General features: G+C 71.0%; 19 protein-coding genes and 2 pseudogenes. 1 reads left to right on the top strand and 20 read right to left on the bottom strand.

From position 1 onward, the window contains the following. Positions 1-91 precede the first annotated feature (91 nt). The 7 genes and pseudogenes from pyk to gltB form a co-directional block, all read right to left on the bottom strand. On the bottom strand, positions 92-1,522 hold the full coding sequence (pyk, locus tag ABZW11_RS44175) for a pyruvate kinase (protein WP_355431845.1): 1,431 nt from the start codon (positions 1,520-1,522) through the stop codon (positions 92-94). Between the two features lie 35 nt (positions 1,523-1,557). Then, positions 1,558-1,911, bottom strand: a pseudogene (locus ABZW11_RS44170) (DUF2784 domain-containing protein). Continuing rightward, entirely contained in the window at positions 1,908-3,551 is a 1,644-nt protein-coding gene (locus ABZW11_RS44165; RefSeq protein WP_355431842.1) for a S8 family serine peptidase, read from the bottom strand. Before ABZW11_RS44165 ends, ABZW11_RS44170 begins: the two are co-directional and overlap by 4 nt. 141 nt (positions 3,552-3,692) lie before the next feature. Then, the gene (locus ABZW11_RS44160) at positions 3,693-4,244 is read right to left on the bottom strand and encodes a hypothetical protein (protein WP_355431840.1); all 552 of its coding nucleotides are present in this window, start codon (positions 4,242-4,244) and stop codon (positions 3,693-3,695) included. A gap of 107 nt (positions 4,245-4,351) precedes the next feature. After that, positions 4,352-4,459 (bottom strand): annotated as a pseudogene (locus ABZW11_RS44155) (TetR family transcriptional regulator); the annotation flags it as partial. Positions 4,460-4,621: 162 nt separating this feature from the next. Continuing rightward, on the bottom strand, positions 4,622-6,100 hold the full coding sequence (locus ABZW11_RS44150; RefSeq protein ID WP_355431838.1) for a glutamate synthase subunit beta: 1,479 nt from the start codon (positions 6,098-6,100) through the stop codon (positions 4,622-4,624). A 14-nt stretch (positions 6,101-6,114) separates the two neighbouring features. Next, positions 6,115-10,620 carry a glutamate synthase large subunit gene (gene gltB / locus ABZW11_RS44145; RefSeq protein ID WP_355431835.1) on the bottom strand — a complete coding sequence of 1,502 codons (4,506 nt, stop codon included), beginning with the start codon at positions 10,618-10,620 and terminating at the stop codon, positions 6,115-6,117. 550 nt (positions 10,621-11,170) lie between these two features. Between gltB and ABZW11_RS44140 the strand changes: the two genes are divergently transcribed. Next, complete coding sequence (locus tag ABZW11_RS44140) at positions 11,171-12,715, top strand: bis-aminopropyl spermidine synthase family protein (protein ID WP_355431833.1); 1,545 nt, start codon at positions 11,171-11,173, stop codon at positions 12,713-12,715. A gap of 322 nt (positions 12,716-13,037) precedes the next feature. Here ABZW11_RS44140 and ABZW11_RS44135 read toward each other — a convergent pair whose 3' ends face one another. The 13 genes from ABZW11_RS44135 to ABZW11_RS44075 form a co-directional block, all read right to left on the bottom strand. Next, entirely contained in the window at positions 13,038-13,616 is a 579-nt protein-coding gene (locus ABZW11_RS44135) for a hypothetical protein (RefSeq protein ID WP_355431830.1), read from the bottom strand. Positions 13,617-13,627: 11 nt separating this feature from the next. Then, positions 13,628-14,362 (bottom strand): hypothetical protein, encoded by a 735-nt coding sequence (locus tag ABZW11_RS44130; protein ID WP_355431827.1) that lies wholly within the window; start codon positions 14,360-14,362, stop codon positions 13,628-13,630. A 2,009-nt stretch (positions 14,363-16,371) separates the two neighbouring features. Further along, positions 16,372-16,500 (bottom strand): hypothetical protein, encoded by a 129-nt coding sequence (locus ABZW11_RS44125; protein WP_355431824.1) that lies wholly within the window; start codon positions 16,498-16,500, stop codon positions 16,372-16,374. Between the two features lie 456 nt (positions 16,501-16,956). Beyond that, positions 16,957-17,655, bottom strand: coding sequence for a VIT1/CCC1 transporter family protein (locus ABZW11_RS44120; protein ID WP_355431821.1), 699 nt, complete (start codon positions 17,653-17,655; stop codon positions 16,957-16,959). Continuing rightward, the gene (gene lgt / locus ABZW11_RS44115; protein ID WP_355431818.1) at positions 17,652-18,959 is read right to left on the bottom strand and encodes a prolipoprotein diacylglyceryl transferase; all 1,308 of its coding nucleotides are present in this window, start codon (positions 18,957-18,959) and stop codon (positions 17,652-17,654) included. The genes ABZW11_RS44120 and lgt overlap by 4 nt, the downstream gene beginning before the upstream one ends. A gap of 26 nt (positions 18,960-18,985) precedes the next feature. After that, a complete protein-coding gene (locus ABZW11_RS44110) occupies positions 18,986-19,750 on the bottom strand; it encodes a thioredoxin domain-containing protein (RefSeq protein WP_355431815.1) in 765 nt (254 codons plus the stop codon). After that, complete coding sequence (locus ABZW11_RS44105) at positions 19,747-20,250, bottom strand: MauE/DoxX family redox-associated membrane protein (protein ID WP_355431813.1); 504 nt, start codon at positions 20,248-20,250, stop codon at positions 19,747-19,749. Before ABZW11_RS44105 ends, ABZW11_RS44110 begins: the two co-directional genes overlap by 4 nt. Before the next feature lie 418 nt (positions 20,251-20,668). Then, a complete protein-coding gene (gene trpA / locus ABZW11_RS44100) occupies positions 20,669-21,463 on the bottom strand; it encodes a tryptophan synthase subunit alpha (RefSeq protein ID WP_355431810.1) in 795 nt (264 codons plus the stop codon). Between the two features lie 87 nt (positions 21,464-21,550). Next, complete coding sequence (gene trpB, locus ABZW11_RS44095) at positions 21,551-22,756, bottom strand: tryptophan synthase subunit beta (RefSeq protein WP_345409700.1); 1,206 nt, start codon at positions 22,754-22,756, stop codon at positions 21,551-21,553. 38 nt (positions 22,757-22,794) lie between these two features. Continuing rightward, on the bottom strand, positions 22,795-23,634 hold the full coding sequence (trpC, locus tag ABZW11_RS44090; RefSeq protein ID WP_355431808.1) for an indole-3-glycerol phosphate synthase TrpC: 840 nt from the start codon (positions 23,632-23,634) through the stop codon (positions 22,795-22,797). A 122-nt stretch (positions 23,635-23,756) separates the two neighbouring features. Next, the gene (locus ABZW11_RS44085) at positions 23,757-24,188 is read right to left on the bottom strand and encodes a DUF2752 domain-containing protein (RefSeq protein WP_355431805.1); all 432 of its coding nucleotides are present in this window, start codon (positions 24,186-24,188) and stop codon (positions 23,757-23,759) included. A 28-nt stretch (positions 24,189-24,216) separates the two neighbouring features. Continuing rightward, complete coding sequence (locus ABZW11_RS44080) at positions 24,217-24,984, bottom strand: DUF4190 domain-containing protein (RefSeq protein ID WP_355431802.1); 768 nt, start codon at positions 24,982-24,984, stop codon at positions 24,217-24,219. 110 nt (positions 24,985-25,094) lie between these two features. After that, positions 25,095-25,478 (bottom strand): Trp biosynthesis-associated membrane protein (locus tag ABZW11_RS44075; RefSeq protein ID WP_355431799.1); only part of this gene is annotated, 384 nt, incomplete at its 5' end.

Here is a 25,478-nt window from a genome sequence, read left to right as displayed (position 1 = left end):
CCCGTTCAGACCGACAGATCCCGTTGAAGACCCGAGGTCAGTCAGAGGGTGGGTCAGGACTGGCGGGAGGTGCTCACCTACATCATCTCTGTCAGTGGGCGTGGGAGACCGCTGAGCCGATGGTGTGGACGCGCAGGGCGTTGGTGGAGCCGGGGGTGCCGGGAGGCGAGCCGGCCACGATGACGACCTTGTCGCCCTTCTCCAGCCGTCCGAGCGACAGCAGCGACGCCTCCACCTGCCGCACCATGTCGTCGGTGTGGTGCACGAACGGCACGTGGAAGGTCTCCACGCCCCAGGTCAGCGAGAGCTGCCCGCGTACGTGGGGCGCGCTGGTGAAGGCCAGCAGCGGGATGGGCGAGCGGTAGCGGGCCAGGCGGCGCGCGGTCTCACCGGACATGGTGAACGCGATGAGCGCCTTGGCGCCGACGATGGCGCCCACCTCGGCGGCGGCCCTGGCGATGGCGCCCCCGGTGGTCTCGGGCATGCGCTCGAAGGTGTGGGTGGCGTGCAGCGAGGACTTCTCGGCGGCGCAGGCGATGCGGTCCATCGTGGAGACGGCTTCGATCGGGTAGTTGCCGACGGAGGTCTCACCGGACAGCATGACCGCGTCGGCGCCGTCCATGACGGCGTAGGCGACGTCGGAGGTCTCGGCGCGGGTGGGGCGCGGGGAGTTCATCATGGAGTCGAGCATCTGGGTGGCCACGATGACGGGGTGGGCCTTCTCGCGGCACAGCTCGATGATGCGGCGCTGGACGATCGGCACCTGCTCCAGGGGCAGCTCGACGCCGAGGTCGCCGCGGGCGACCATGATGCCGTCGAAGGCGTCGACGATCTCGGGGAGGCGGTCGACGGCCTGCGGCTTTTCGATCTTGGCGAGCAGCGGCAGGCGTACGGCCTCCTGCTCCATGATGTTGCGCACCACGTCGGCGTCGGACGGGCGGCGGACGAACGACAGGGCGATCATGTCGAAGCCGGTGCGCAGCGCCCAGCGCAGGTCGGCTTCGTCCTTGTCGGTCAGCGCGGGGGCGCTGACGTTGACGCCGGGCAGGTTGAGGCCCTTGTTGTCGGAGATCATGCCGCCGATGACGACCCGGGTGATGACGCGGTCGCCGTCGACGCGGGTGACCTCGAGGACGAGGCGGCCGTCGTCGACGAGGATGGTGTCACCGGGGCTGACGTCGTTGGGCAGTCCCTTGTAGGTGGTGGAGACCTGTTCGCGGTCTCCAGGGACGTCTTCGCCGGTGATGGTGAAGACGTCGCCGAAGCCGAGCCTGACGGGGCCTTCCTCGAAGGTGCCGACGCGGATCTTGGGGCCCTGCAGGTCGGCGAGGACGCCTACACCGCGGCCGAGGTCGGCCGCCACCTCCCTGACCCGGTCGTACACCTCTCTGTGCATGTCATGGTTGCCATGGCTGAGGTTGAACCGTGCTACGTCCATGCCCGCGGCGATGAGCTCGCGGAGGCGTTCCTTGGACGATGTGGCGGGGCCTAGAGTGCAGACGATTTTCGCGCGACGAGTCACGAGTCCTACCTTAATTGGTACAGACCACTTGGCAGTCACTGACGACGGAGAACGTACCCGACGTATGAGAACAGAACGAGAACGCCGACCGCCAGTCGTGCCACGTTCGTGTACTCCTCCGGGTAGATCACGCCTTCGATGTAGTGGTCGATGAAGCCGCTCGCGGGCAGTCCTGCCTCGCCCGCGTGGCGACGTGCCCAGTCTTCCACGAGTGTGAGCGGGCATTCGACGCCGGTCACGACGGACAGCACTCCTCAGGCCGCGACGGCGAGGTGGATCCGGATCGTGCGGCGCCGGCGCCAGGCGAGGAAGCCGCCTAAGGCCAGGTAGGCGAGAAAAGCGAGATGTACCCCCATCGCGGCGTCGGCGGCGAGGAGGCGGTACGTCATGGCTGCGCGGTCGCCGCCTTCCAGGCGTTCACGATGCCGTGGCCGTAGAAGCCGTTGTCGTTGGTGTCGCCCTGGCACAGGTGTTTCTCGCTGGTGCCGAAGGCGTTGTAGGTGTACTCGCGCGGGTCGGGGCAGGCCTTGGGGGTGGCGGTCTTGTAGAGCAGGTCCTGGACGGTGTCGGGGGCGAGTTCGAGCCCGCCCTTGCCGGGCTTGCCGAAGCGGCTGATGAGGATGGCGGCGACGCCGGTGGCGTGCGGCGCGGCCATGGAGGTGCCTTCGAGGTACTGGTAGTAGGAGCAGGTGCCGCCGGTGCAGTCGCGTACGACGTCGGCGCCCTTGGGCTTGCCGTCCTTGCCGATGCGGCCTGCGGCGCGCAGCACGCGTTCCGGCGCGGCGGCGAGGATGGACCTGGTGACGTTGACGCCCTGCCCGTCGAGCACGTCGCCGCCGGGGGCCGAGACGTCGGTCTGCTCGACGCCGTAGTCGCTGTAGGCGGCCTTGCGGCCGGAGGGGCCGAGCGCGGAGACGGAGATGACGCCTTTGGACTCGGCCGGCACGTTGATGCAGGAGTTGTCGATCTTACGTTCCTTCTCGTCGCCCTTGGGGTAGCCGGGGCTCTGCTTGTCGATCTTGGGGTTGCCGAGGTCGGTGGAGCCGTTGCCGAGGGCGGAGATGAGGGTGACGCCGCGTTCGCGCGCGTAGTCGAGTGCGCGCTGCATGCCGGTGATGATGGCGCGCTGTTCGAGGCGCTGTTTCTTGGTGTCGGACTTGTTGGCGCGGCAGTTGAACAGCCAGGGGTCGACGTAGTAGCTCATGTTGACGACGTCGACGCCGATGTCGGCGGCGTAGGTGAGGGCGTCGAGGCTGGGCTTGAGGAAGAAGAAGCCGGAGTCCTGTCCTGCCCTGATGTTGACGATCTGGACGCCGGGCGCGACGCCGGCGATGCCGATGCCGTTGATGGGCGAGGCGATGGTGCTGGCGACGTGGGTGCCGTGGCCGTCGTCGTCGGCGTCCACGGGGTCCTTGCAGTTCTTGGCCTCGCAGGGGCCGTCGAGGGTCTCGCCGTAGTCGTCCTTGGGGCGGTCGGTGACGAAGTTGCGGCTGAGCTCGCGGTTGAAGTTGGGGGCGATGTCGGGGTGCTTGCCGTCCACGCCGGTGTCGATGACGCCGACGAGGACCTTCTTGCTGCCGGGGACCTCGGCGTTGGCGCGGTCGGCGCCGATCATGCGCATGTCCCATTGGCGGGGGGCGAGCGGTTCGCCGGCACGCTCGGTGAACGCCTGCTCGTCGGGGAGTGCTCGCGTGACGGGCTTCGATGCCGTACGTCCGATGCTGCGGTCGGGACTGACCCCGATGACGGCGGGATCGCCGCCCACGGTCGCCTGGAAGCCGTCGCCGCCGACGGCGAGGAGGTAGCCGAGCTTGGTGTTGTCGGCGACGGTGGTGCCGCCGGCGCGTTCGACGGCGGCCTTGGCCGCACGCCCCCTGCCGTGCTCGTAGAAGACGAGGTATTCGGGCTGGCCCTGGCCTTGCGGGGTGGGTTTGCGGGCGGCCTCGCCTGGTTGGGGGGCGGTGGCCGAGCAGGCCGCGAGGGTGAGCGCGGCGGCCAGCGCCGTCATGCCAGAGGCGAGCCGCCGCATACTTCCCCCTCCGCCTGAATGCCGCAGAATCTGAATGTTCCCGACAGTCAACCAGTGATGCAACCGAGTGGTGAAATTTCGGTTGATGGTGGGCGAAGCGGACCTCTATCCCCCAGCTCGCTTCGCCCCTTCAGTCGCGGGTCAGTCGCGGTGGCTCAGCCGTACGTCAGGAAGCCAGGCCAGCAGCACCGCGGCGGCCAGCATGATCGGCCCTGTCCAGGCGGACACCCCGGTGATCGCGTCCGCGAAGGCCGGCTGCGTGGCGTGCCGTACGGCCTCGGGCAGCGCCTGGACGGCGGCGGGGGTGAGCGCTGCCTGTCCTGGCGCGAGGCCGGCGGCGAAGACGCCGCCGAGCACCGACACGCCCACCGCGCCGCCGACCCCGCGAGCGAACGTGACGGCGGACGTGGCCGCGCCGCGGTCGGCCGCGGGCGTGGTGGTCTGGACGGCGAGCAGCAGGTTCTGCCCCATCACGCCCAGCCCGAGCCCGCACAGCACCATGTACGCCCCCGGCGCGACCGCCCCGGTGCCGAGGTCCATGGTGGCGAACAGCGACTCGGAGATCGCGAACGCCGTGACCGGCCAGGACAGGCTCTGGAGCCTGTGCAGCTCCCCCACGATGGTGGGCATGGCGGTGGCCACGACGGTCTGGTCGAGCGCGACCAGGAACAGGGTGATGATGAGCGACCCCATGCTGACCCAAAGCCGAAGGCGGGCTCGTCCGCCGGCCTTTCCTGCAGCAGCCCGACGAACTCCTCGGGCCTCCACATGGGGCTGGGGGCGAGCGCCTCCTCCTTGGAGGCGAAGTAGTTGAAGAAGGTGCGCGGCGAGATGTCGGCCGCCGCGCTGATCGCCTCCACGGTGGCGGCTTCGAATCCCTGGTCGAGCGCGATGCGGACGGCGGCCATCCTGATGGCCTGCCGCTTCTCGGCCCGGCGGCGCTCACGCCGCTCCTGCGGACTCTCCATGCCTTGCGCTGCACGCACTCTTCGCACACTCTGCAAGTCATGCAGAGTGCGCAAAAGCAGAGCGCCCGCCACAAGGGCGGGCGCTCCGGGAAGACGAGCAGGTCAGACCAGCGGACGCGCGGTCGGCAGGATCGGGTACGGCAGCGCCGTGTCCCCGGTCAGGAACCGGTCGACGCCGGAGGCGGCGGCCCGCCCCTCGGCGATGGCCCACACGATGAGCGACTGGCCGCGGCCCATGTCGCCCGCCACGAAGACGCCGTCGACCTTCGACATGTACGTCTTGTCGCGCGCCACGTTGCCCCTGGCGTCGTAGAAGCCGTCACCGGCGACCTCGGCCAGGTCCTGCAGCAGCGAGCCCTTCTCCGGCCCGAGGAAGCCCATGGAGAGCGTGACCAGCTCGGCCGGGATCTCCCGCTCGGTGCCGGGGATCGGCTTGAAGCCGTTCTGCGGCCCCTCGACCTCGACCAGGCGCAGGGCCCGCACGTTGCCGTCGTCGTCGCCGACGAACTCGGTGGTGGAGACCGCGTAGACGCGCGCTCCCCCGCCCTCGGCCAGCTCCTCGTGGGCGCTCTCCATCTTGAACAGCATCGGGTAGGTCGGCCACGGCTGGCCGGCCGGCCGCGTGGCGGGCGGCTGCGGCATGATCTCCAGCTGTGTGACGGACGCGGCGCCCTGCCGGATCGCGGTGCCGATGCAGTCGGCGCCGGTGTCGCCGCCGCCGATCACCACCACGTGCTTGCCCTCGGCCGAGATGGGCGAGGCGGGGAAGTCGCCCTCCTGGACCTTGTTGGACAGCGGCAGGTATTCCATCGCCTGGTAGATGCCCTTGAGCTGACGCCCGGCCACCGGCAGGTCGCGCCACTGGGTGGCGCCGCCGGACAGCACCACGGCGTCGAACTGCTCGCGCAGCTCGGCGGCGGTGATGTCGACGCCGACGTTGACGGAGGTGCGGAACTCCGTTCCCTCGGCCCGCATCTGCTCGAGCCGGCGCTCGATGTGCCGCTTCTCCATCTTGAATTCGGGGATGCCGTAACGCAGCAGGCCGCCGATGCGGTCGGCCCGCTCGAACACCACCACGTCGTGCCCCGCCCTGGTGAGCTGCTGGGCGGCGGCCAGGCCCGCCGGTCCTGAGCCGACGACCGCGACCTTCTTGCCGGTCTTGACGGCCGGCGGCTGCGGGCGCACCCAGCCCTCGGCGAACGCGCGGTCGATGATCTCGACCTCGACCCGCTTGATCGCCACCGGGTCGGAGTTGATGCCGAGCACGCACGCCGCCTCACACGGAGCCGGGCAGAGCCGGCCGGTGAACTCGGGGAAGTTGTTGGTGGCGTGCAGCCGCTCGATGGCCTCCTGCCAGTCGGTGCGGTAGACCAGGTCGTTCCACTCGGGGATGAGGTTGCCCAGCGGGCAGCCGTTGTGGCAGAACGGGATGCCGCAGTCCATGCAACGGGCCGCCTGCTTGGTCAGCTTCTCCTGGGAGAAGTCCTGGTAGACCTCGCGCCAGTCGCTGATGCGGACGTCCACGGGACGGCGCGCCGGCAGCTCCCGGTCGTGCGTGAGAAAACCCTTCGGGTCAGCCATGCGGTACGCCTCCCTTAACCCTGAACCGCGGCCGCCATGACGGCCTCGTCGATGTCCCTGCCTTCGATGCGGGCGGCCTCTGCGGCCTCCAGCACCCTCTTGTAGTCGGTCGGCATGATCTTGCCGAACCTGGCCAGCGCCGCGTCCCAGTCGGCCAGCAGCTGCTTGGCGACCGGCGAGCCGGTCTCCGCGAAGTGCTTCTCGACGGTCTCCTTGAGGAACTCGGCGTCCTCCTCGGTGAGCGCCTCGATGGCGACCATCTCGCGGTTGACCCGCTCGGGCTTGAGATCCAGCAGGTACGCGATGCCGCCCGACATGCCGGCCGCGAAGTTGCGCCCGGTCGGGCCGAGCACCACGGCCTTGCCGCCGGTCATGTACTCGCAGCCGTGGTCGCCCACACCCTCGACGACCGCCGTCGCGCCGGAGTTGCGCACGCAGAACCGCTCGCCCACGACGCCGCGGATGAACACCTCGCCGGAGGTGGCGCCGTAGAGGGCGACGTTGCCGGCGATGATGTGGCCGTCGAGCGGCGCCTCGTCGTGCGGCCTGAGCGTGATGCGGCCGCCGGACAGGCCCTTGCCGACGTAGTCGTTGGCGTCGCCGGTCAGCCGCAGCGTGATCCCGCGCGGCACGAACGCGCCGAACGAGTTGCCCGCCGAGCCGGTGAAGGAGATGTCGATGGTGTTGTCGGGCAGCCCCTTGCCGCCGTGCCGCTTGGTCACCTGGTAGCCGAGCATGGTGCCGACCGTGCGGTTGACGTTGCGGATGGGCAGCTCCAGCGTGACCGGGGTGCCGTCGTTGAGCGCGCCCTCGGCGAGCTGGATGAGCGTGTTGTCGAGCGCGTGCTCCAGCCCGTGGTCCTGCTCGGCGAGCCGGCGCAGCGCGGTGCCCGCCGGCAGCTCGGGCCGGTGCAGGATCGGCGACAGGTCAAGGCCACTGGCCTTCCAGTGCTCCTCGGCCGCCGTGGTGTCGAGCATCTCGACGTGCCCGATCGCCTCGTCGAGCGAGCGGAAGCCCAGCTCGGCCAGGTATTCGCGGATCTCCTCGGCGATGAACTCGAAGAAGTTGACCACGAACTCCGGCTTGCCGGTGAAGCGCTTGCGCAGCTCGGGGTTCTGCGTGGCGACGCCCACCGGGCAGGTGTCGAGGTGGCAGACCCGCATCATGACGCAGCCGGAGACGACCAGCGGGGCGGTGGCGAAGCCGTACTCCTCCGCGCCGAGCAGCGCGGCGACGACGACGTCGCGGCCCGTCTTGAGCTGGCCGTCCACCTGCACCACGATGCGGTCGCGCAGGTCGTTGAGCAGCAGCGTCTGCTGGGTCTCGGCCAGGCCGAGCTCCCACGGCGCGCCCGCGTGCTTGAGCGAGGTCAGCGGCGAGGCGCCGGTGCCGCCGTCGTGACCGGAGATCAGCACCACGTCGGCGTGCGCCTTCGACACGCCGGCCGCGACCGTGCCGACCCCGACCTCGGCGACCAGCTTCACGTGGACCCTGGAACGCGGGTTGGAGTTCTTCAGGTCGTGGATGAGCTGGGCGAGGTCCTCGATGGAGTAGATGTCGTGGTGCGGCGGCGGCGAGATGAGGCCGACGCCAGGCGTGGAGTGGCGGGTCTTCGCGATCCACGGGTAGACCTTGTGGCCGGGCAGCTGGCCGCCCTCGCCGGGCTTGGCGCCCTGCGCCATCTTGATCTGCAGGTCGTCGGCGTTGACCAGGTATTCGGAGGTGACGCCGAACCGCCCCGATGCCACCTGCTTGATGGCCGACCTGCGGGCCGGGTCGTACAGGCGCTCGGGGTCCTCGCCGCCCTCGCCGGTGTTGGACTTGCCGCCGAGCCGGTTCATCGCGATGGCGAGCGTCTCGTGCGCCTCCATGGAGATGGAGCCGTACGACATCGCGCCGGTGGAGAACCGCTTGACGATGCTCTCGACCGGCTCGACCTCCTCGATGGGGATCGGCGTGCCCTTGCGCAGCTTGAACAGGCCGCGCAGGGTCATCAGCCGCTCCGCCTGGGAGTCCACGAGGTTCGTGTACTCCTTGAAGATCTCGTAGCGGCGGGTCCTGGTGGCGTGTTGCAGCTTGAAGACGGTCTCGGGGTTGAACAGGTGCGGCTCGCCCTCGCGCCGCCACTGGTATTCGCCGCCGACCTGGAGCCTGCGGTGCGGGTTCTCCACCCGCGGGTAGGCGTGGCGATGGCGCTGCGCGACCTCCTCGGCCAGCACGTCGAAGCCGACGCCGCCGAGGCGGGAGGTGGTGCCGGTGAAGCAGGAGTCGATGACCTCCTGGCTCAGGCCGAGCGCCTCGAAGATCTGCGCGCCCGTGTAGGAGGCCACCGTGGAGACGCCCATCTTGGACATGACCTTGATGACGCCCTTGCCGTACGCCTTGATGAGGTTGCGCACGGCCTTGTGCTTGTCGGCCTTGAGCGCCCCGCTGTCGACGAGGTCCTCGATGGTCTCGATCGCCAGGTAGGGGTTGATCGCGGCGGCGCCGTAGCCGATGAGCAGCGCCATGTGGTGGCACTCGCGGGCCTCGCCGGTCTCGATGACCAGGCCGATCTTGGTGCGGGTCTTCTCCTGGATGAGGTGGTGGTGCACCGCGCCCGTCAGCAGCAGCGACGGGATCGGCGCCCGCTCCTCGGAGGAGCCGCGGTCGCTCAGCACGATGATGCGGGCGCCGTCGGCGATCGCCCTGGACGCCTCGGCCCTGATCTCCTCCAGCCGCCGCAGCAGGGCCTCGCCGCCGCCGGAGACGTCGTACAGGCCGCTGATCACGTAGGGGTGGAAGCCCGGCAGGTCGTGCTCGTCGTTGATGTGGATGATCTTGGCGAGCTCGTCGTTGTCGATCACCGGGTACGGCAGCACGAGCTGCCGGCAGGAGCTGGGCCCCGGGTCGAGCAGGTTGCCCTCGGGCCCGAGCGTGCTGGCCAGGGAGGTGACCAGCTCCTCCCTGATGGCGTCCAGCGGCGGGTTGGTGACCTGCGCGAACAGCTGGGTGAAGTAGTCGAACAGGAGCCGCGGCTTCTCGCTCAGCACGGCCACGGGCGTGTCGGTGCCCATGGAGCCGATCGGCTCCTGGCCGGTGCGCGCCATCGGCGACAGGATGACGCGCAGCTCTTCCTCGGTGTAGCCGAAGGTCTGCTGCCGCTTGACGAGCGCCTCGTGGGTGGGGATCTCGCGCTGGCGGGCGGGCAGCTCCTCGAAGCGGACGAGCCCGGCGTGCAGCCAGTCTTCGTAGGGGAGCTCGGCGGCGAGCTCGGCCTTGATCTCGTCGTCCTCGATGATCTTGCCGCGGGCGGTGTCGATGAGGAACATCCGGCCCGGCTGCAGGCGGCCCTTGCGGACGACGTCCTCCGGCGCGATGTCCAGCACGCCGGCCTCGGAGGCCAGCACGACCAGGCCGTCGGCGGTCACCCAGAAGCGGCCAGGACGCAGGCCGTTGCGGTCGAGCACGGCGCCGGCGACGGTGCCGTCGGTGAAGGTGATCGAGGCGGGGCCGTCCCAGGCCTCCATCATCGTGGAGTGGAACTCGTAGAACGCGCGCCGCGCCGGGTCCATCTCCGTGTGGTTCTCCCACGCCTCGGGGATCATCATGAGCACGGCGTGGGGCAGGCTGCGGCCGCCCATGTGGAGCAGCTCGAGTGCCTCGTCGAAGCTGGCGGTGTCGCTGCCATCCGGGTCACAGATGGGGAAAAGTCGCGAAATATCGCCCGGAATGTGGGCGGAGGCGAGCATCGCCTCGCGCGCCCGCATCCAGTTGCGGTTGCCCTTGACCGTGTTGATCTCGCCGTTGTGAGCGATGTAGCGGTAGGGGTGGGCCAGCGGCCAGCTCGGGAACGTGTTGGTGGAGAAACGCGAGTGGACCAGCGCGATCGCCGTCGCGTAACGCTCGTCGCTCAGGTCGGGGAAGAACGGCTCGACCTGGTCGGGCGTCAGCATGCCCTTGTAGACGATCGTCCGCGAGGACAGCGAGGGGAAGTAGACGTCGGCCTCGTGCTCGGCCCGCTTGCGCAGGCAGAACGCCAGCCGGTCGAGCTCGAGCCCGGCACGGCCGTCCTGGTCGGCGACGAACAGCTGCGCGAAGTGCGGCATCACGGCACGCGCGCTCGGGCCGGGCAGGTCACGGTCGACCGGCAGTTCACGCCAGCCGAGCACGCTCAGGTCCTCCTCGGCCGCGATCTCCTCGATCAGGCGGACGGCGACCGCCCTGGCCTCGGAGTCGAACGGCAGGAAGGCGATGCCGGTCGCGTACGAACCGGCCGCGGGCAGCGTGAACGGCACGCTCGCCCGGTAGAACTCATCGGGGATCTGCGTCAGGATCCCGGCTCCGTCGCCGGTGTCCGGCTCGCTACCCTTGGCCCCCCGGTGATCGAGATTGCACAGCGCCGTCAGCGCCTTGACCACAATGCCGTGATCACGCCGACCGGCGACGTCGGCGACCATGGCGACACCGCAGGCATCGTGCTCGTTGGCGGGGTGGTAAAGACCCTGAGGCTCGGGGAACCCGAGGTGGGCAGCAGGCATTGAATCCCTCCCGTCGTCTTCGTCTGTCTGAAACTCCTGCACAGGCGAGGGACGACGTTGGCCCTGCTGCATATCGTGGGTAGAGGTTACCTCACCCTGCCGGAATGGTGCCCGCCGCGTCCGCATTGCGAACCTTGGGAGCCGTCCCGAGATCCGAACTCGCTATCCCAAACCCCGGACACCGCCCACGAAATTCCCGCTCAGCCCACCGATTTCCGCCACCCGAATCGACTTCCCCCTACCCACCCGCGCATCCCCCTCCTCCACCAGCGCCCCAAGGCCCCCACCGGCCCCATCGCCCCCACTTCCGGCCCCGGCCTTACCCCAGCCCGAAACCTCATTAGGGCCACCCTCGCCCCACCGACACCACCGTCGCCACTGCGGCGCGCGGCCACCGGGGGCAGCCCTGTGCAGGTCCGCCCTGCTGAGGTCCGCCCTGCTGAGGGCCGCCCTGCGCCAAGCCCTCGCGGCCCCCGTTCAGCCGCTCCTTTCCGACCCGGCGGGCGGCGGTGGCGGGATCTTGGGGGTGGGGCACCGATAAGGTTCGCTCATGGAGCGTGACGGGGTGGAACGGCTGCTCACCGAGGCCAGGGCCGACAGCAGGCGGCTGCGGCACGCCCTGGCCCTGCTGTGCGACGGCCAGTGGTGGACGTTGGCGGCCCTGGTGAGGGAGACCGCGACGTCGCGGCGTACCATCGAGGCCCTGCTCCGCGAGCTCACGCTGGAGCACGACGGCGACCGGATGCGTGTCCCTCCCATCGACACGCCCGCCTACCAGGACCTCATCGCCGTGGCGCCGCCCCCGGATGACCCGGTGGCGCATCTCGTCCCCCACTACGCCCACGTGCTCGACCGCCTCACCGGCCTCGTCGCCAAGGCGCCGCGCGCCCGCCACGTGCTCGACCACGTCTCCGCCACGCCCGAGACCGTGCTGCGGCGGGCGCTGCTGCTCGGGGCCCGCTTCTGGCTGCCCGGCACCCGGCTGCTGTGCGTCGGCGACCACGACCTGACCTCGCTGGCGGTCAAGCTGGTGCATCCGGAGACGGACGTGACGGTGGTCGACGTGGACGAGCGCATCCTGGCCTACATCGACGAGCAGCGCCTCGGCGTCCGTACGCGCTGGGCCGACCTCCGGCTCGGCCTGCCCGCCTCGGCTCGGGACCACGACCTGGCGCTCACCGACCCGCCGTACACGCCGGAGGGCATCGGCCTGTTCGTGGCGCGCGCGGTGGAGGGGCTGCGGGACGAGGGACGAGTGTTGCTGGCGTACGGGGCGAGCGAACGTACCCCGATGCTGGCGCTCAAGGTCCAGCAGGAGCTGACCGAGCTCAACCTCGCCTACGAGGCCATGTACCCCGACTTCAACCGATACTTCGGCGCGGAGGCCATCGGCTCGGCAGCAGACCTCTACCTCCTGCGCCCGACCAGCAAGACACGCCCCGCCGTGCAGTCGCGCCTGTCCCGCCAGTCCACCGCCATCTACACGCAGGGCCCGCAGTCGATCGAGAGCGCGGGCCCGTCGGTGGCGCCGGCCGAAGCACTCGCCGGTTTCGAGCCCGACCTGCTGGTCGGCGAGTGGCCGAAGGACCTCACCCAGCCCCGTGTCAGGCTCTCGACGTGGCTGGCCAAGCCCCACGCCACCGCGCCGACCCGAGTGGCCGTCTCCGTGCCGCCCGGCCTGGAGGCCGCGATCCCGCGCCTGCTGCTGGCCACCCGCGCCGCTCACGTCCGCGTCGTAGGCGCGGCTCTGCCGCCCCTACCGGAAGTCCTCACCACCCTGTACGACGTCCGCGACGCGACCGAGACCGCCTACGACGCCGTACGCCGCCCCCAGCCCACCGGCGAGGCCGAGGCGGTGCTGCGCAGGATACTCGACAACGGACACGCCAAGATCGCCAACACGTGGCGCGAGGCCCTGATCGCCGTCGCCCGCGCCCAGGGCACGACCCTCACCAAGAACGAAGCCCGCGCCCTGATCCGCGAGTCCGCCGACTGGTCCGACGCCCTGACCCCCCTCGAAACCCCGCTGCACCACCTCTCCGCGCTGCCGTCGGCCGTCACCACCACGGTCACCGCCCTCACCACCACAACCTGACCTGCCCGGACTCAGCGCTTCAAGGACACCCGCAGCCCACCCTGAGATCACGCCACCCGACCCGTCCCTGGGCACGCACCCGCCAAGCGCGACCGGAGCAACCCGGCACCCACCGCGCCCGGCCCGGCACCCGTCACGCAGCAGGCGAGCACCCGCACTTCCGGCCTGAGCATCCGGCACGTCCGCCCGGTTCGGCACCGGCCATGCCCTGCCTCATCGCGCGGCCCACGCGCACCGCCTCATTTCCGCCTGGCCCCATCCTCACCTCTTGCGCAGCGGGCAGGCGGACCCGAGCCGGGCGTGCTGGCGGAAGCCGGCAGGTCTACGTCGCCGCCACGATGCGGCTCTGGACCACCCGTCCCAGCCCATCCAGGGCGATGAGGGCGGTGACCAGGTCCTGCGCGGACGCCTTCCCGCCCACCCAGCTCACCGTCACGTAATGCCCCATCGCACGAACCTGGGCGCTGCTGCCGGCGGCCTCGAAGAGGATGTCCTGCCGTACGAACGCGTCCTTGCGCAGGTCCGTCACCAGCGCGTCGGCCGCCCGCCCGTCGCTCAGGTTGAAGATGACGAACTGGCCCGCCACCGACCCGCCCTGGTACGTCGCCCGCAACGCCTGCGTGCACCCCTCGGCCGTGGTGCCCGAGAGAAGCTCGGAGCAGTCGGTGAACACGTCGGCCGCGACCCGGCGCAGGGCGCCCAGGGTCTCGGCGGAGGAGGGGAAGACCTCGTCGGCGGTGAGCGGGGTGGCGTCGTTCTGGCGGCTGTCGATGGCCGCGTAAAAGGCGGAGGTCGCTTCGGTACGCAAGGCGGACGGCCGGGGCGTCTCCCTGCCCAGCCACATCCATCCGCCCACGGCGACGGCCACGACCAGCACAGCGGCCGTCAACGACAAGAGCACGCGCCGGGACATCAGGACGACGGCCCCGTGATCGACACGACACGACGGTAGACCGCCTTCTCGGCCCCGCGCAGGGCGAGGGTGAGCGAGACGTAGTCGTCCTTGGCGGTGGGCTCGGCGCCGTCCACCCGGCCCAGCCACACCAGGCCGACGTAGTGGCCGAGCGCGTAGCCGCCCGCCTCGGAGTAGCCGCCGGGCGGGAAGGCGGCCTTGCCGGAGGTCAGGGGCTGCACCCAGCCGCCCCGGTAGAGCACCTTCAGCTGCTCCACCAGGTCGCCCGCCGACTGGGCGTCCTTGAGGTTGAGCAGCGTGTACTGGCCCACGTAGCGGCCGTCGGAGCTGAGGTAGAGGCCGCGGGCGGTCTGCGTACAGCCCGCCCCGGCGGCCAGCTCGACGAGCTCCGCGCCCTGCAACGCCTGCGAGCAGTCGCGGTCGAGTTTCTTGGCGGCGAGCTTCAGCTTGAGCTTCTTGGAGACGGTCAGCTCCTTCTGGCTGAACACCTCCTTCTCCGTCAACGCCTTCCCGTCCTTCGTACGCTCGGCGACGGGGTCGAACAGCTTGGGCGAGTTCCAGCCGTGGAACACCTTGGGCAGCACCGCGTCCGGTGCGAGCACGGCCGCGGTGGTCTGCCTCTCCGGCGTGTACGTCCCCAGCGACCTGACCACCGTCACGAACCCGACCCCCGCCACGATCACGGCGACCACCGTGGAGATGATCACCAGCAGCCGCTGGCGCTCAGGCCGCATGCCCATGTCGGTGAGGACGGGGAACTGCCAGTCGGAACGCGGCGTCCGCCGCCGCTTCCGCTTCTTCCCCTCATCCTCACCACGGGGTACGCCCTGCGACGCCTCGCCACCATTCGCCGCACTCCCGGCCGCGGCGACCCGCCCCCGCTTACCACCCCGGGACAGCCCCTCCAGCGGCAATCCGAGACCACTCTCATCATCCTGACCGCCGCGCGCCCGCGAACCGGAGTCCACCTCATTGTTGGCCCGCCCGCCATCACCCTTGCCCCGGCCACGGAACCCCAGCCTCCGCCGCTGCCCACCCTCATCATCCGCAGCGCCGGAACCACCCCAGAAGTCCTCATCCTCCTCAGCGGGGGCCTCACCGGCCGCAGCCGCCCGCCGCCCCTTGGCGGCACCCCGCCCCCGACCACCGTCGACGTCAGCCCGGCCATCACCTTCAGCCACAGCGGCATCGCCATCAGCACCAGCCCGACCAACGGAGTCGCTCCCGCCGGCGGCCCAACCGAGAAGGTCACTCCCACCATCAGGCCGGCCATGCGGGTCGTTCCCGGCACCAGCGCGACCAAGGGAGTCGCTCTCGCCGGCGGCCCGACCGAGAGGGTCACTCCCGGCACCAGCCCCACCGAAGAAGTCGCCCTCGGCACCAGCCCGACCCCGGCCTTCGCTGACCGCCGCCGCTGGGGCACCGCTGTCCGCGTTCGCATGCCGGCGCCCTCGACCAGCAGCGGCACGCCTACCGTCATCCGACCCGGAGGCCGACGAACCACCGCCGGCAAACCGGCCGCCCTTATCCATAGCCGCTCGCCGCCCACGGCCGGACGCCGCACGCCCGTCCACATCCGGCCCGGTCGCCGACCACTCCCCGCCGGCCGACGCCGCGGACTGCTCGGCCCGGCGAGCGGCCCTGCGCCCACGACCACCCGAAGAACGCCTGGACGCCTCACCCTCGGCCCGGCCCTCGACAGCCGGCCCCCAGATGTCATCCGCCCCCGCTACCGCCTGACCGCTCTCCTCACGGGACGCCGCCTTCCTGCCGCTGTCGGCCGCCTCCCAGCCACCGCTTCGAGCGCCACCCCCATGCCTACCGGGATCCGTCCCAGCGGCCGACCAGGCATCGCTGGGCGTGCCCGCCCCCGCCACCGGCCATCCAGCGGCATCGGTGCCGCCCGCAGCAGACCGCCCATGGCGACGCGCCCGCCGGCCCCCAGAACGCGACCTCCTGCCGCCTTCGGCCCCCGCCTCCGGACCCCCCTCACCAGCGGAACGACCATCCCCAGCAGCCCGCCCGCCATCAGCGAACCAGCCATCGGACGCAGGCCGGCCGTCACCCGCCGACCCGACATCACCAGCCCGCGCAGCCCGCCACCCACCGGTACCCGACCGCCCGTCCGCAGCCGACCAACCACCGGTACCCGACCGGCCATCGCTCACGGACCCCACATCGCCGGCCCGCCACCCGCCGGTGCCGGCCCCTGTATCAGCAGCGGGCCAACCGCCGGTGTCACCCGAACCACCATCACCCGCAGGCCGGCCACCCGTGCCCGAACGACCGTCACCCGTAAGCCGGCCATCCGCACCAGAACGGCCGTCACCAGACCGACCATCCGTGTCAGAGCGGCCACCACCAGCGGACCAACCACCTGTACCCGAAGAACCGCCGGCCGCAGGCCAACCGCCCGTGCCTGAGGTGCCCTCGCTCGCAGGCCAGCCACCAGTGCTGGACCGGGCGTCGTCGGCAGGCCAGCCGCCGGTTCCCGATCGGCCGTCACCGGCGGGCTGGGCATCGCTCAGGGGCTGGGCGTTGCCCGCGGCACGCCTGCCACGGCCACGGCCTCGACCTCGCCCCCGGCTGTCGCCGAAGGCCTGCCACCCGTCGCTGCGCTGACCGCTCTCCGTGCCGGCATCCGGCCAAGCGCCAGGGCCGACATCGCAGGCACCTGTCCGAGCGCCGCCGGCACCGATCCCTACGCCGCCGGCGCCCATCCCAGCACCCCCGGCACCGGTCCCTACGCCGCCGGCGCCCGTCCCAGCACCGCCGCCACCTGTCCCAGCACCGCCGCCGTGCACCTCAGCGCCGCGACCGCCATCCATTTGAGCGCCACGACTGCCGCGCCTTCCAGCGCTGCGCCTGCCACGTGTCTCAGCACCGTGGCCGTCGCCCGTCCCGGCACCGTAGGCATCTCCTTGGCCCGCGCCCGAACCGGCGACATAGTCCGTACCGACGCCATAACCACCGAAGCCCCCGGTGCCACTGTCACGGCCGTCGGCGGGAACGCCTGCGCCGGGCCAGGCGCCTTCACCAGGTCCCTGCCCCGCTCCCGGCCCGAACCCCGGCGTGGGCTGGGACCCGAACCCAGCACCTGACCTGAACTCAGAACCCGAACCGAACCCAGAACCCGACCCGAACCCAGAACCTGGATCGAACTCCGGGCCGGCGCCGGACCTCGGGCCCCCGGAGCCGGGCTCTGGGCCGGCGCCGAACTCCGGGCCGGAGCCGGCGGCAGAGCGGCGCGAGGTGGAGCGGTTGTGGTTGCGGCCGGTGCCGTCGCCGCCGGAGCGGCCGGAACCAGGGCTGGCGCGTCGGCGGGCCATCACAGCCCCGCCCCGATGACGTTGCCGAGGGCGAAGGTGACCGCTGCCGCCACCGCCCCCACCAGGAGTTGCCGCAACCCGGAGTACCACCAGCTGCGGGCGGTCACCGCCGACACCAGCGCCCCTGCGGCGAACAGCGCGCAGCAGGACACCACAGCGGAGATCACCAGCTCGCGCGCCCCGACCAGGTACGGCAGCAGCGGCAGCGCCGCCCCCACCGCGAACGACACGAACGACGAGACGGCGGCCACCACCGGCGACGGCAGCTCGCCCGGCACCACGCCGAGCTCGTTGCGGGAGTGCACCTCGAGCGCGCGTTCGGGGTTGCGGGAGATCTGGCGGGCGACCTCGGCGGCCAGGGCGGGCGTCACGCCCTTGTCGACGAAGGTCTGGGCCAGCTCGGCCTGCTCGTCCTCGGGGTGGTGGGCCAGCTCGCGCCGCTCGACGGCGATCTCGGCCTGGGCCAGCTCCCGCTGGCTGGCGACGGAGACGTATTCGCCGCCCGCCATGGACAGGGCTCCGGCGGCCAGCCCGGCGACGCCGCCGAGCGCGACCACCCTGGGGTTGGTGCTGCCGCCCGCCACACCTGCGATGAGCGCGAAGTTCGACACCAGGCCGTCCATCGCGCCGAACACCGAGGGCCGCAGCCAGCCTCCGGTGACGTCGCGATGGTGGTGGACCTCCGCGCGATCGCTCATCGGGAGTTCTTCCCCTTCGTCACGGTCTCGGCCTCCACGGGCCCCGCCTGCTCGCCCTCCTCCTGGGCCGCCGCAGAAACGACATCGTCGCCCTGCGCCGGCGAACCGGCCGTGTCAGAGCCGACCGTGTGCGAGCCGGAGGCGTCAGTGCTGGAGGTGTCAGTGCCGGACGCGTCAGTGCCGGACGCGTCAGTGCCGGACGCGTCAGTGCCGGACGCGTCAGTGCCGGACGCGTCAGAGCCAGGAGCGTCGGAGCCGGACGCGTCGGCGGCGGAGGCTTCGGCGCTCGGCTTGACGGCGTCGGACGATGTGTCGCCGTCGCCGGCCGAGGAGGCCCCGGACGGTGGCTCGCCGGACGGGCCTTCGGCGGTCGTGGACGAGGAGCCGGCGGTCGTGGACGAGGACTCGCCCGTGCCGGGATCGGCCTGGCCGGCGCCGTGAGCCGGGTCGGGCTCGTCGTCGGGGCCGGACTCGGGCAGCGCCACGATCTCCTCGCCCGTCTTGTTACGGGTGGCGAAGAAGTAGACCAGCGCGAGCACGAACAGCACGATCGAGGTCCACTGGTTGATGCGCAGCCCAAGGAACTCGACCGCGTGATCTACGCCGCCGACCGGGTCGATGCGCAGCCCCTCGATCCAGAAGCGGCCTAGCGTGTAGCCGGCGACGTAGAGGGCGAACAACCGGCCGTGGTGCAGCGCGAAGCGGCGCCCCGCGAAGATGAGCAGGAAGCCCAGCGCGACGTCCCACAGCGACTCGTACAGGAAGGTCGGGTGGTAGAGCACGCCGGGCTCGCCGCCGTGCTCGACGTCGATCTCGAGCCCCCACGGCAGGGTGGTCGGCGAGCCGTAGAGCTCCTGGTTGAACCAGTTGCCCCAGCGGCCGATGCCCTGCGCGAAGGCGATGCCGGGCGCGACCGTGTCGGCGATGGCGCTCATGGACAGGCCGCGTTTGCGTACGGCCAGCCAGACGCCGAGCGCGCCCAGCGAGATGGCGCCCCAGATGCCGAGGCCGCCCTCCCAGATGAACAGGGCCTGGTAGGGCTCCTTGATCGCGCGGCTGCCGAAATAGGTCTGCCAGTCGGTGATGACGTGGTAGAGCCGGCCACCGATCAGGCCGAAGATGACCGCGGGAACCGCGATGTCAACGATCGTCCCCGCCTGGCCGCCGCGGGCGCGCCAGCGGCGCTCGCTCAGCCAGACGGCGACGATGACGCCGAGCACGATGCATAGCGCATAAGCCCGGATCGGGATGATTCCGAGATACCAGACCCCTTCTGAAGGGCTGGGAATCGAGGCTAGGGGCATGTCAAGCGAGGGTAGCGGAAGCGGGCCTACTTGGCCGCCTCGGTAATCTCATCACGCAGCTGCGACGGGCTGAACAGTACCTGATTGTCTATTTCTGTTCCGTTCAATTTCACTGTCGGCGTGTGATCGAGCTTCTGCTCTTCGCTGACCTTCTTGCTGTACGCCAGCTGCGCGTCGGCGTTCTTGTTGCTGGTCACGCACTGGTCGAAGCCGGGCGTGTCGACGCCGGCCTCCTTGCCCCACTGCTTGAGCTGGTCGGGCAGGAAGCCCTCCTCGGTCTCCGGGGGCTGGTTCTCGAAGAGCAGGTCGTGGAAGGCCATCCACTGCTTGCCGTCGGCGACGCAGCGGGACGCGCTGCCGGCGCGTACGGAGTTGGCCCGCGTCGGGTCCTGCGAGAAGATCGTGATCGGGTGATAGACGACCTTGGCCTTGCCCTCGGCGGCGAGGTTCTTGAAGGTCTGGCCGCTGACGCGCTCGAGCTCCTTACAGGCCGGGCACTGGAAGTCCTCGTAGATGTCGACGACCGGCCCTGTGACGCCGTTCTGGGCCATCACCGCGGCGCCGTCGGACTGCACGGTGATCGGCGCGAGGGCGCCGAGGGCCTCCTCTGAGCGCGAGGTGCTCGCGGCGTACCACCAGCCGAGGCCGACGGCCGCCACGGCGACCACGCCCGCGGTGGTGTACGTCACGATGCGCCGGCGCTTGTCTCGGGCACGCTGAGCGGCCTGCTGCGCCTTGATCTTGTCGCGCGCGGACTGTGACTTGGTCTTGGTGCGCTCGCCCTTGCTCATCCTTCGTCCTCCCCCTCATCAACACCATTGTCGCCCCCGAGACCGAGAGCTCCGTCGAGCGCGAATCGGCCCGGCGGAAAGCGCACGGCCCACGCGCCGAGCAGCACGAGGCCGAAGTCGCGCAGGATGTCGAGCAGGTAGGTCGGCTCCTGTCCGGCACCCAGCTGGCCGCCGCCACCGAAGCAGCCGCAGTCGATCCGCAGGCCGTTCGCCCACGCCCAGGCGATGCCGAAGACGAACGCGAACATGAGCAGTGCGGCGATCACCGCGGCCGCCCTGGTGAGCAGACCGACGACCAGCAGCACGCCGACCACGATCTCCAGGATGGGCAGTGCGTAGCCCACCGCGACGGCGATCGATTCCGGCAGCAGCTGGTACGCCTTGACCGCGACCACGGAGTCGGCCGGGTTGCCGATCTTGAGCGCGCCCGCCGCGATCAGCACCCCGCCCAGAACCAGCCGGGCGACGGTCGTCACCCAGGGTATCGCCGTTCTCGCCATCGGTGACGATTGTGACGCGGCCACTAGTGTTCTCCTCTTTCTCTGCGCCGGAATGCGCACAGTACCCGCGACTATCCGATCACGTCCGGGATAAGCGTCAGCTAAGCGTGTATCCCGCCGCCGAACTGGGAGGTTCGCCGCAACCCAGCCTCAACCGGCCAAGATCGATCCCTCGTCCGGAACGTCAGGAACGCGGGCGCAACGCACGCTCCTAGGGCGAGGGCAGAGCGGGCCCTGGCGGCCACGCGCCGAAGGATGGCGGCATGGCGCGCGGGGCGTCAGCACGTCCGATGCGGCGCGCCAAGCCGATGGTACGCGTGCCGGCGCAGGTGGCGGAGCCAGGTCAGCCGCGCACGGCTCAGGGCCGGGCGGCGGAGCGATCGACCCGGCGCGGCCCCGTGCAGGCCGCGCCGCAGCGTCAGCGGCGGACGCCCTTCGCCATGTCGCGGGCCAGGGTGGCGATCGAGTCGCGGCCGGCCGCCTCGTCGGGGGCGTCGAGGATGCGGCGGATGAAGGCCGAGCCCACGATCACGCCGTCGGCGTAGCCGGCCACCTCGGCCGCCTGGACGCCGGTGCCGACGCCGAGGCCGACGCACACGGGCAGGTCGGTGTGGGCGCGGGTGCGCTCGACCAGGCCCTTGGCGGCGACGTTGACGGTCTCCCTGGCACCCGTGACGCCCATGAGCGAGGCGGCGTAGACGAACCCGGTGCAGCAGTCGACGACGGCCTTGATGCGCTGCTCGGTGGAGCTGGGCGCGACCAGGAACACCGTGTCGATGCCGGCCGCGGCGGAGGCCGCGCGCCAGGGCTCGGACTCCTCGGGCGTCAGGTCGGGCGTGATGGTGCCGACGCCGCCGGCGTTGGCGAGGTCGCGGGCGAACCGGTCGGCGCCGTATTTGTCGATCGGGTTCCAGTAGGTCATGACGAGCGTCGCGGCGCCGGTGGCGGCCACGCCTTCGACGGTGCGCATGACGTCGGCGATGCGGGTGCCGTTGACGAGCGAGCGGTGCACCGCGTCCTGGATGGTGGGCCCGTCCATGAGCGGGTCGGAGTAGGGCAGGCCGATCTCGATGACGTCGCAGCCGGCCTCCACCAGGGCCGCGGCGGCGGCGACGGCGCCGTCTTTCGACGGGAAGCCCGCGGGCAGGTAGCCGACGAGCGCGGCCCGGTTGTCCGCCTTCGCCTTGGCGAAGACCGTCTGAAGAGTCGTCATGTCTGTCCGTTCCGAAGGTCGAATCCCACCATGATGCCCTGCTCGGCGCCCGGCCCGAAGCCTTCGGGCGTCAGCGGGCCGGCGGTGTCACAGGTTGAAGTACTTCATGGCCGTGCCCATGTCCTTGTCGCCGCGCCCGGAGAGGTTGACCAGGATGATCGCCTCGGGGCCGAGCTCGCGGCCCAGCTCGAGCGCGCCGGCGAGCGCGTGGGAGGACTCGATGGCGGGGATGATGCCCTCGGTCCTGGCCAGCAGCGAGAACGCGGCCATCGCCTGGTCGTCGGTGACGCCGTGGTAGGTGGCGCGGCCGGTGTCCTTGAGCCAGGCGTGCTCGGGGCCGACGCCGGGGTAGTCGAGGCCGGCGGAGATCGAGTGGGACTCGATGGTCTGGCCCTCGTCGTCCTGCAGGACGTAGGTGCGCGAGCCGTGCAGCACGCCGACCGAGCCGGCGGTGAGGGTGAGCGCGTGCTCGCCGCTCTCCAGGCCATGGCCGGCGGCCTCGTAGCCGTGCAGCTGGACGCCCTCGTCGCCGATGAAGGCGTGGAAGGCGCCGATGGCGTTGCTGCCGCCGCCGACGGCGGCGCAGACCGCGTCGGGCAGCCGGCCGGTCAGCTCGAGCATCTGGCGGCGGGCCTCGACGCCGATGATGCGCGCGAAGTCGCGCACGATCTCGGGGAACGGGTGCGGGCCCGCGACGGTGCCGAACAGGTAGTGGGTGGTGTCGACGTTGGTCACCCAGTCGCGGAACGCCTCGTTGATGGCGTCCTTGAGGGTCTGGGAGCCGTTGGTGACGGGCACCACGGTCGCGCCGAGCAGCTTCATCCTGGCGACGTTGAGCGCCTGGCGCTCGCAGTCGACGGCGCCCATGTAGATGACGCACTCGAGGCCGAGCAGCGCGGCGGCGGTGGCGGTGGCCACGCCGTGCTGGCCGGCGCCGGTCTCGGCGATGACCCGCTTCTTGCCCAGCCGCTTGGTCAGCAGCGCCTGGCCCAGCACGTTGTTGATCTTGTGGGCGCCGGTGTGGGTGAGGTCTTCGCGCTTGAGTATGACGCGCGCGCCGCCGGCCTGCTCGCTGAAGCGCGGCACGTCGGTCAGCGTGGTGGGACGGCCGGCGTAGGTGCGCAGCAGGTGGTCGAACTCCTTGATGAACTGCGCGTCGTTCTTGGCCTTCTCGTAGACCGCGGCCACCTCGTCGAGCGCCGGGATGAGCGCCTCGGGCACGTATCGGCCCCCGAAGATGCCGAACTTGCCGTGCACGTCGGGGTCGTCGCCGTGCGCGCCGTTGCCCGCCAGGTCGGCGGCGGTCAGGATGGTGCCTTCGTTTGCCACTGCTATCCCTCTGCTGAGTGGTCGGGGCGCGTCGACGGATGAGCACCGGCGGTCACCAGCGCCTCCACTGCCTTGCGCGGATCCTTGCCGGTGACCAGGCTCTCGCCCACCAGCACGGCGTCGGCGCCGGCCCTGGCGTAGGCGAGCAGGTCGTGCGGGCCGCGCACGCCCGACTCGGCGATCTTGATGACATTATCCGGGATCTTGGGCGCGATCTTCGCGAAGACGTCGCGGTCGACCTCGAGTGTCTTGAGATTTCTCGCGTTGACCCCGATGACCCGCGCGCCGGCCGCGACGGCCCGCTCGAGCTCCTCTTCTGTGTGCACCTCGACCAGCGGGGTCAGCCCGATGGACTCGGCGCGCTCGATGAGCGAGACCAGCGCCTCCTGCTCCAGGCAGACGACCATGAGCAGGGCCAGGTCGGCGCCGTGGGCGCGGGCCTCCCACAGCTGGTAGGAGGTGAGGATGAAGTCTTTACGCAGGATCGGGATGTCGACGCGGGCGCGGACGGCGGCGAGGTCGTCGAGGCTGCCGCCGAACTTGCGCCGCTCGGTCAGCACGCTGATGACGTGGGCGCCGCCCGCTTCGTAGTCGGCCGCCAGCGCGGCGGGGTCGGCGATCGCGGCGAGCGCGCCCTTCGACGGGCTGGAGCGCTTGACCTCGGCGATCACCGAGATGCGGTCGCCCCCGAGCGCGGCCATGGCGTCTCTGGGCGGCTGCGCCCGCTCGGCCCGCTGCTTGAGCTCGTCAATCGAGACGGCCTGCTGACGTGCGGCGAGGTCGGCGCGCACCCCGTCGAGGATGTCGTCGAGGACACTCGGCCCTTCCGTCCGCTCACTCACGCGCTGAGGTCCCTCCGGTCGGCTTCTGGGGGTGTGGCGGAGAGTTCGCGTCGGCGTCCGCTCTCTGCCTTGTCCTGCGATGGTATCGGCCTCAGCGAGGCGCCCTCACCACCGGTCCCCGCCTATGGGGCGAGGAACGCCCCGAAAGGCAGATTACGGACTACCCAGTAGACCATGACGACCACGATGAACGCCCACAGCCACGCCGGGTGCGGCACGGCGGTGCTCATGGGCCTGCCCCGCCACGCGCGCACGACCCAGCGCCCCCACCAGAACAGCAGGATCGGCAGCATGACCACCAGCAGGGGGTTGAGGCCGAGCGCCGCCACGGGGTCGAGGTGGGCCAGCGCGTGCATGGTGCGCAGCGTGCCGCAACCCGGGCAGTAGAGACCGGTGATCCACAGGAACGGGCAGGTCGGGTAGTGGCCCGGCTCGTTGGGATCGACCACGGCGGCGACCACGAAGGCCGAGCAGGTGACGGCCGCGACGCCGAGCGGCGGGAGCAGGACCCTCAGGCGCCGCGTGCCTGTCCGCTCGGTTGTCGCGTGGCTCATGTCCCCAGTATCCGCCTTTCCTGGACGCTCAGTAGTCGTACGTGGCGGTGGCCGCGGTGCTCAGCCCGATGAGCGAGAGCAGCATGCCGCCGAAGATGATCCAGCCCAGCACCCACAGCACGACGGTGATGTAGGAGGTGACCAGGCCGCCGACGGCCATGCCCGAGCCCTCTTCGCCGGTGCGCTTGATCCGGTTGAGCGCGATGTGACCGAGGATCACGCCGGGGATGCTGGTGAGGCCGCAGAAGACCAGTCCGATGATGCCGAGGACGAGCGAGGCGACCGCCATGCCGTTGGTGGAGCGGGGCTGCTGGGGCGCGCCGTAGTAGCCCTGCTGCTGCTGGTCGTAACCGTAGCCCTGCTGCTGGGAGTAGCCGCCGCTCGGGGGCATCTGGCCGTAGCCGAGGTCCTGCGGGTAGCTGGGCGGCTGCTGACCGTAGCCGCCGCCGCTCTGGGGCTGCTGGCCGTAGCCACCGCCGCTCGGCGGCTGCTGACCGTAGCCACCGCCGCTCGGCGGCTGCTGGCCGTAGCCACCGCCGCTCGGCGGCTGCTGGCCGTAGCCGCCCCCGCTCGGCGGCTGCTGACCGTAGCCTTCGCCGCCGCCGCTGGGAGGTTGCTGGTTGTACCCGCCACCTCCGCTCGGGGGCTGCTGGCCGTAGCCGCCGCTCTGGGCCTGCTGGCCATAGCCTCCGTCGTAGCCCGGCTGCTGCTGGCCGTAGCCGGGCTGCTGCCCGTAGCCGCCGCCCGGTGGTTGCGCGCCGTAGCCGCCGCTACCGCTCTGATCCCCGTAGCTCATGAGCTGGCTCCTCAATCATTCGTGGCGAGTTGATACGGCAGCTTAGTGAGGAATTCTTTGCCAAGAAGACAAGGACTCAGAACAGTGGAGGTTTCGACATCGGGCCGTGTTCAGCGGCCTTCGGTGGGGTCGTCGCCCCTGTCGAGCGCCTCCCAGAGCGCCCTGTCGTCGCTGACCTGCGCCTTCGCCTCGCCGGGCGTGTCCTGTGCCCGGTCGTAGCGGGCGGACATGCCCGCCCACCGGGCGCCGCGCACGATCGCGGTGACGCCGCCGGCGAGCATCAGCAGCGCGCCCGCCGCCGCGACGGCGGGCCACAGCGGCGCGGTCTCCCACGGCACGTCGGTGGCGCCGCGCAGCGCGTTCTGCTCGGCGAGCCAGCCGGTGACGCCTGACGCGCCGAGCGCCGTCCAGGTCGCCGCCGCGGCGCCCGCGCCGCACAGGGCGAGCACGGCGCCGACGACGCGGCGGCCGGTGCCCTTGCTGGCGAGCACGGC

This window comes from Nonomuraea sp. NPDC004580 (assembly GCF_040609855.1).
Classification (GTDB): domain Bacteria; phylum Actinomycetota; class Actinomycetes; order Streptosporangiales; family Streptosporangiaceae; genus Nonomuraea; species Nonomuraea salmonea.
This window is presented reverse-complemented; position numbering and strand designations above follow the sequence as displayed.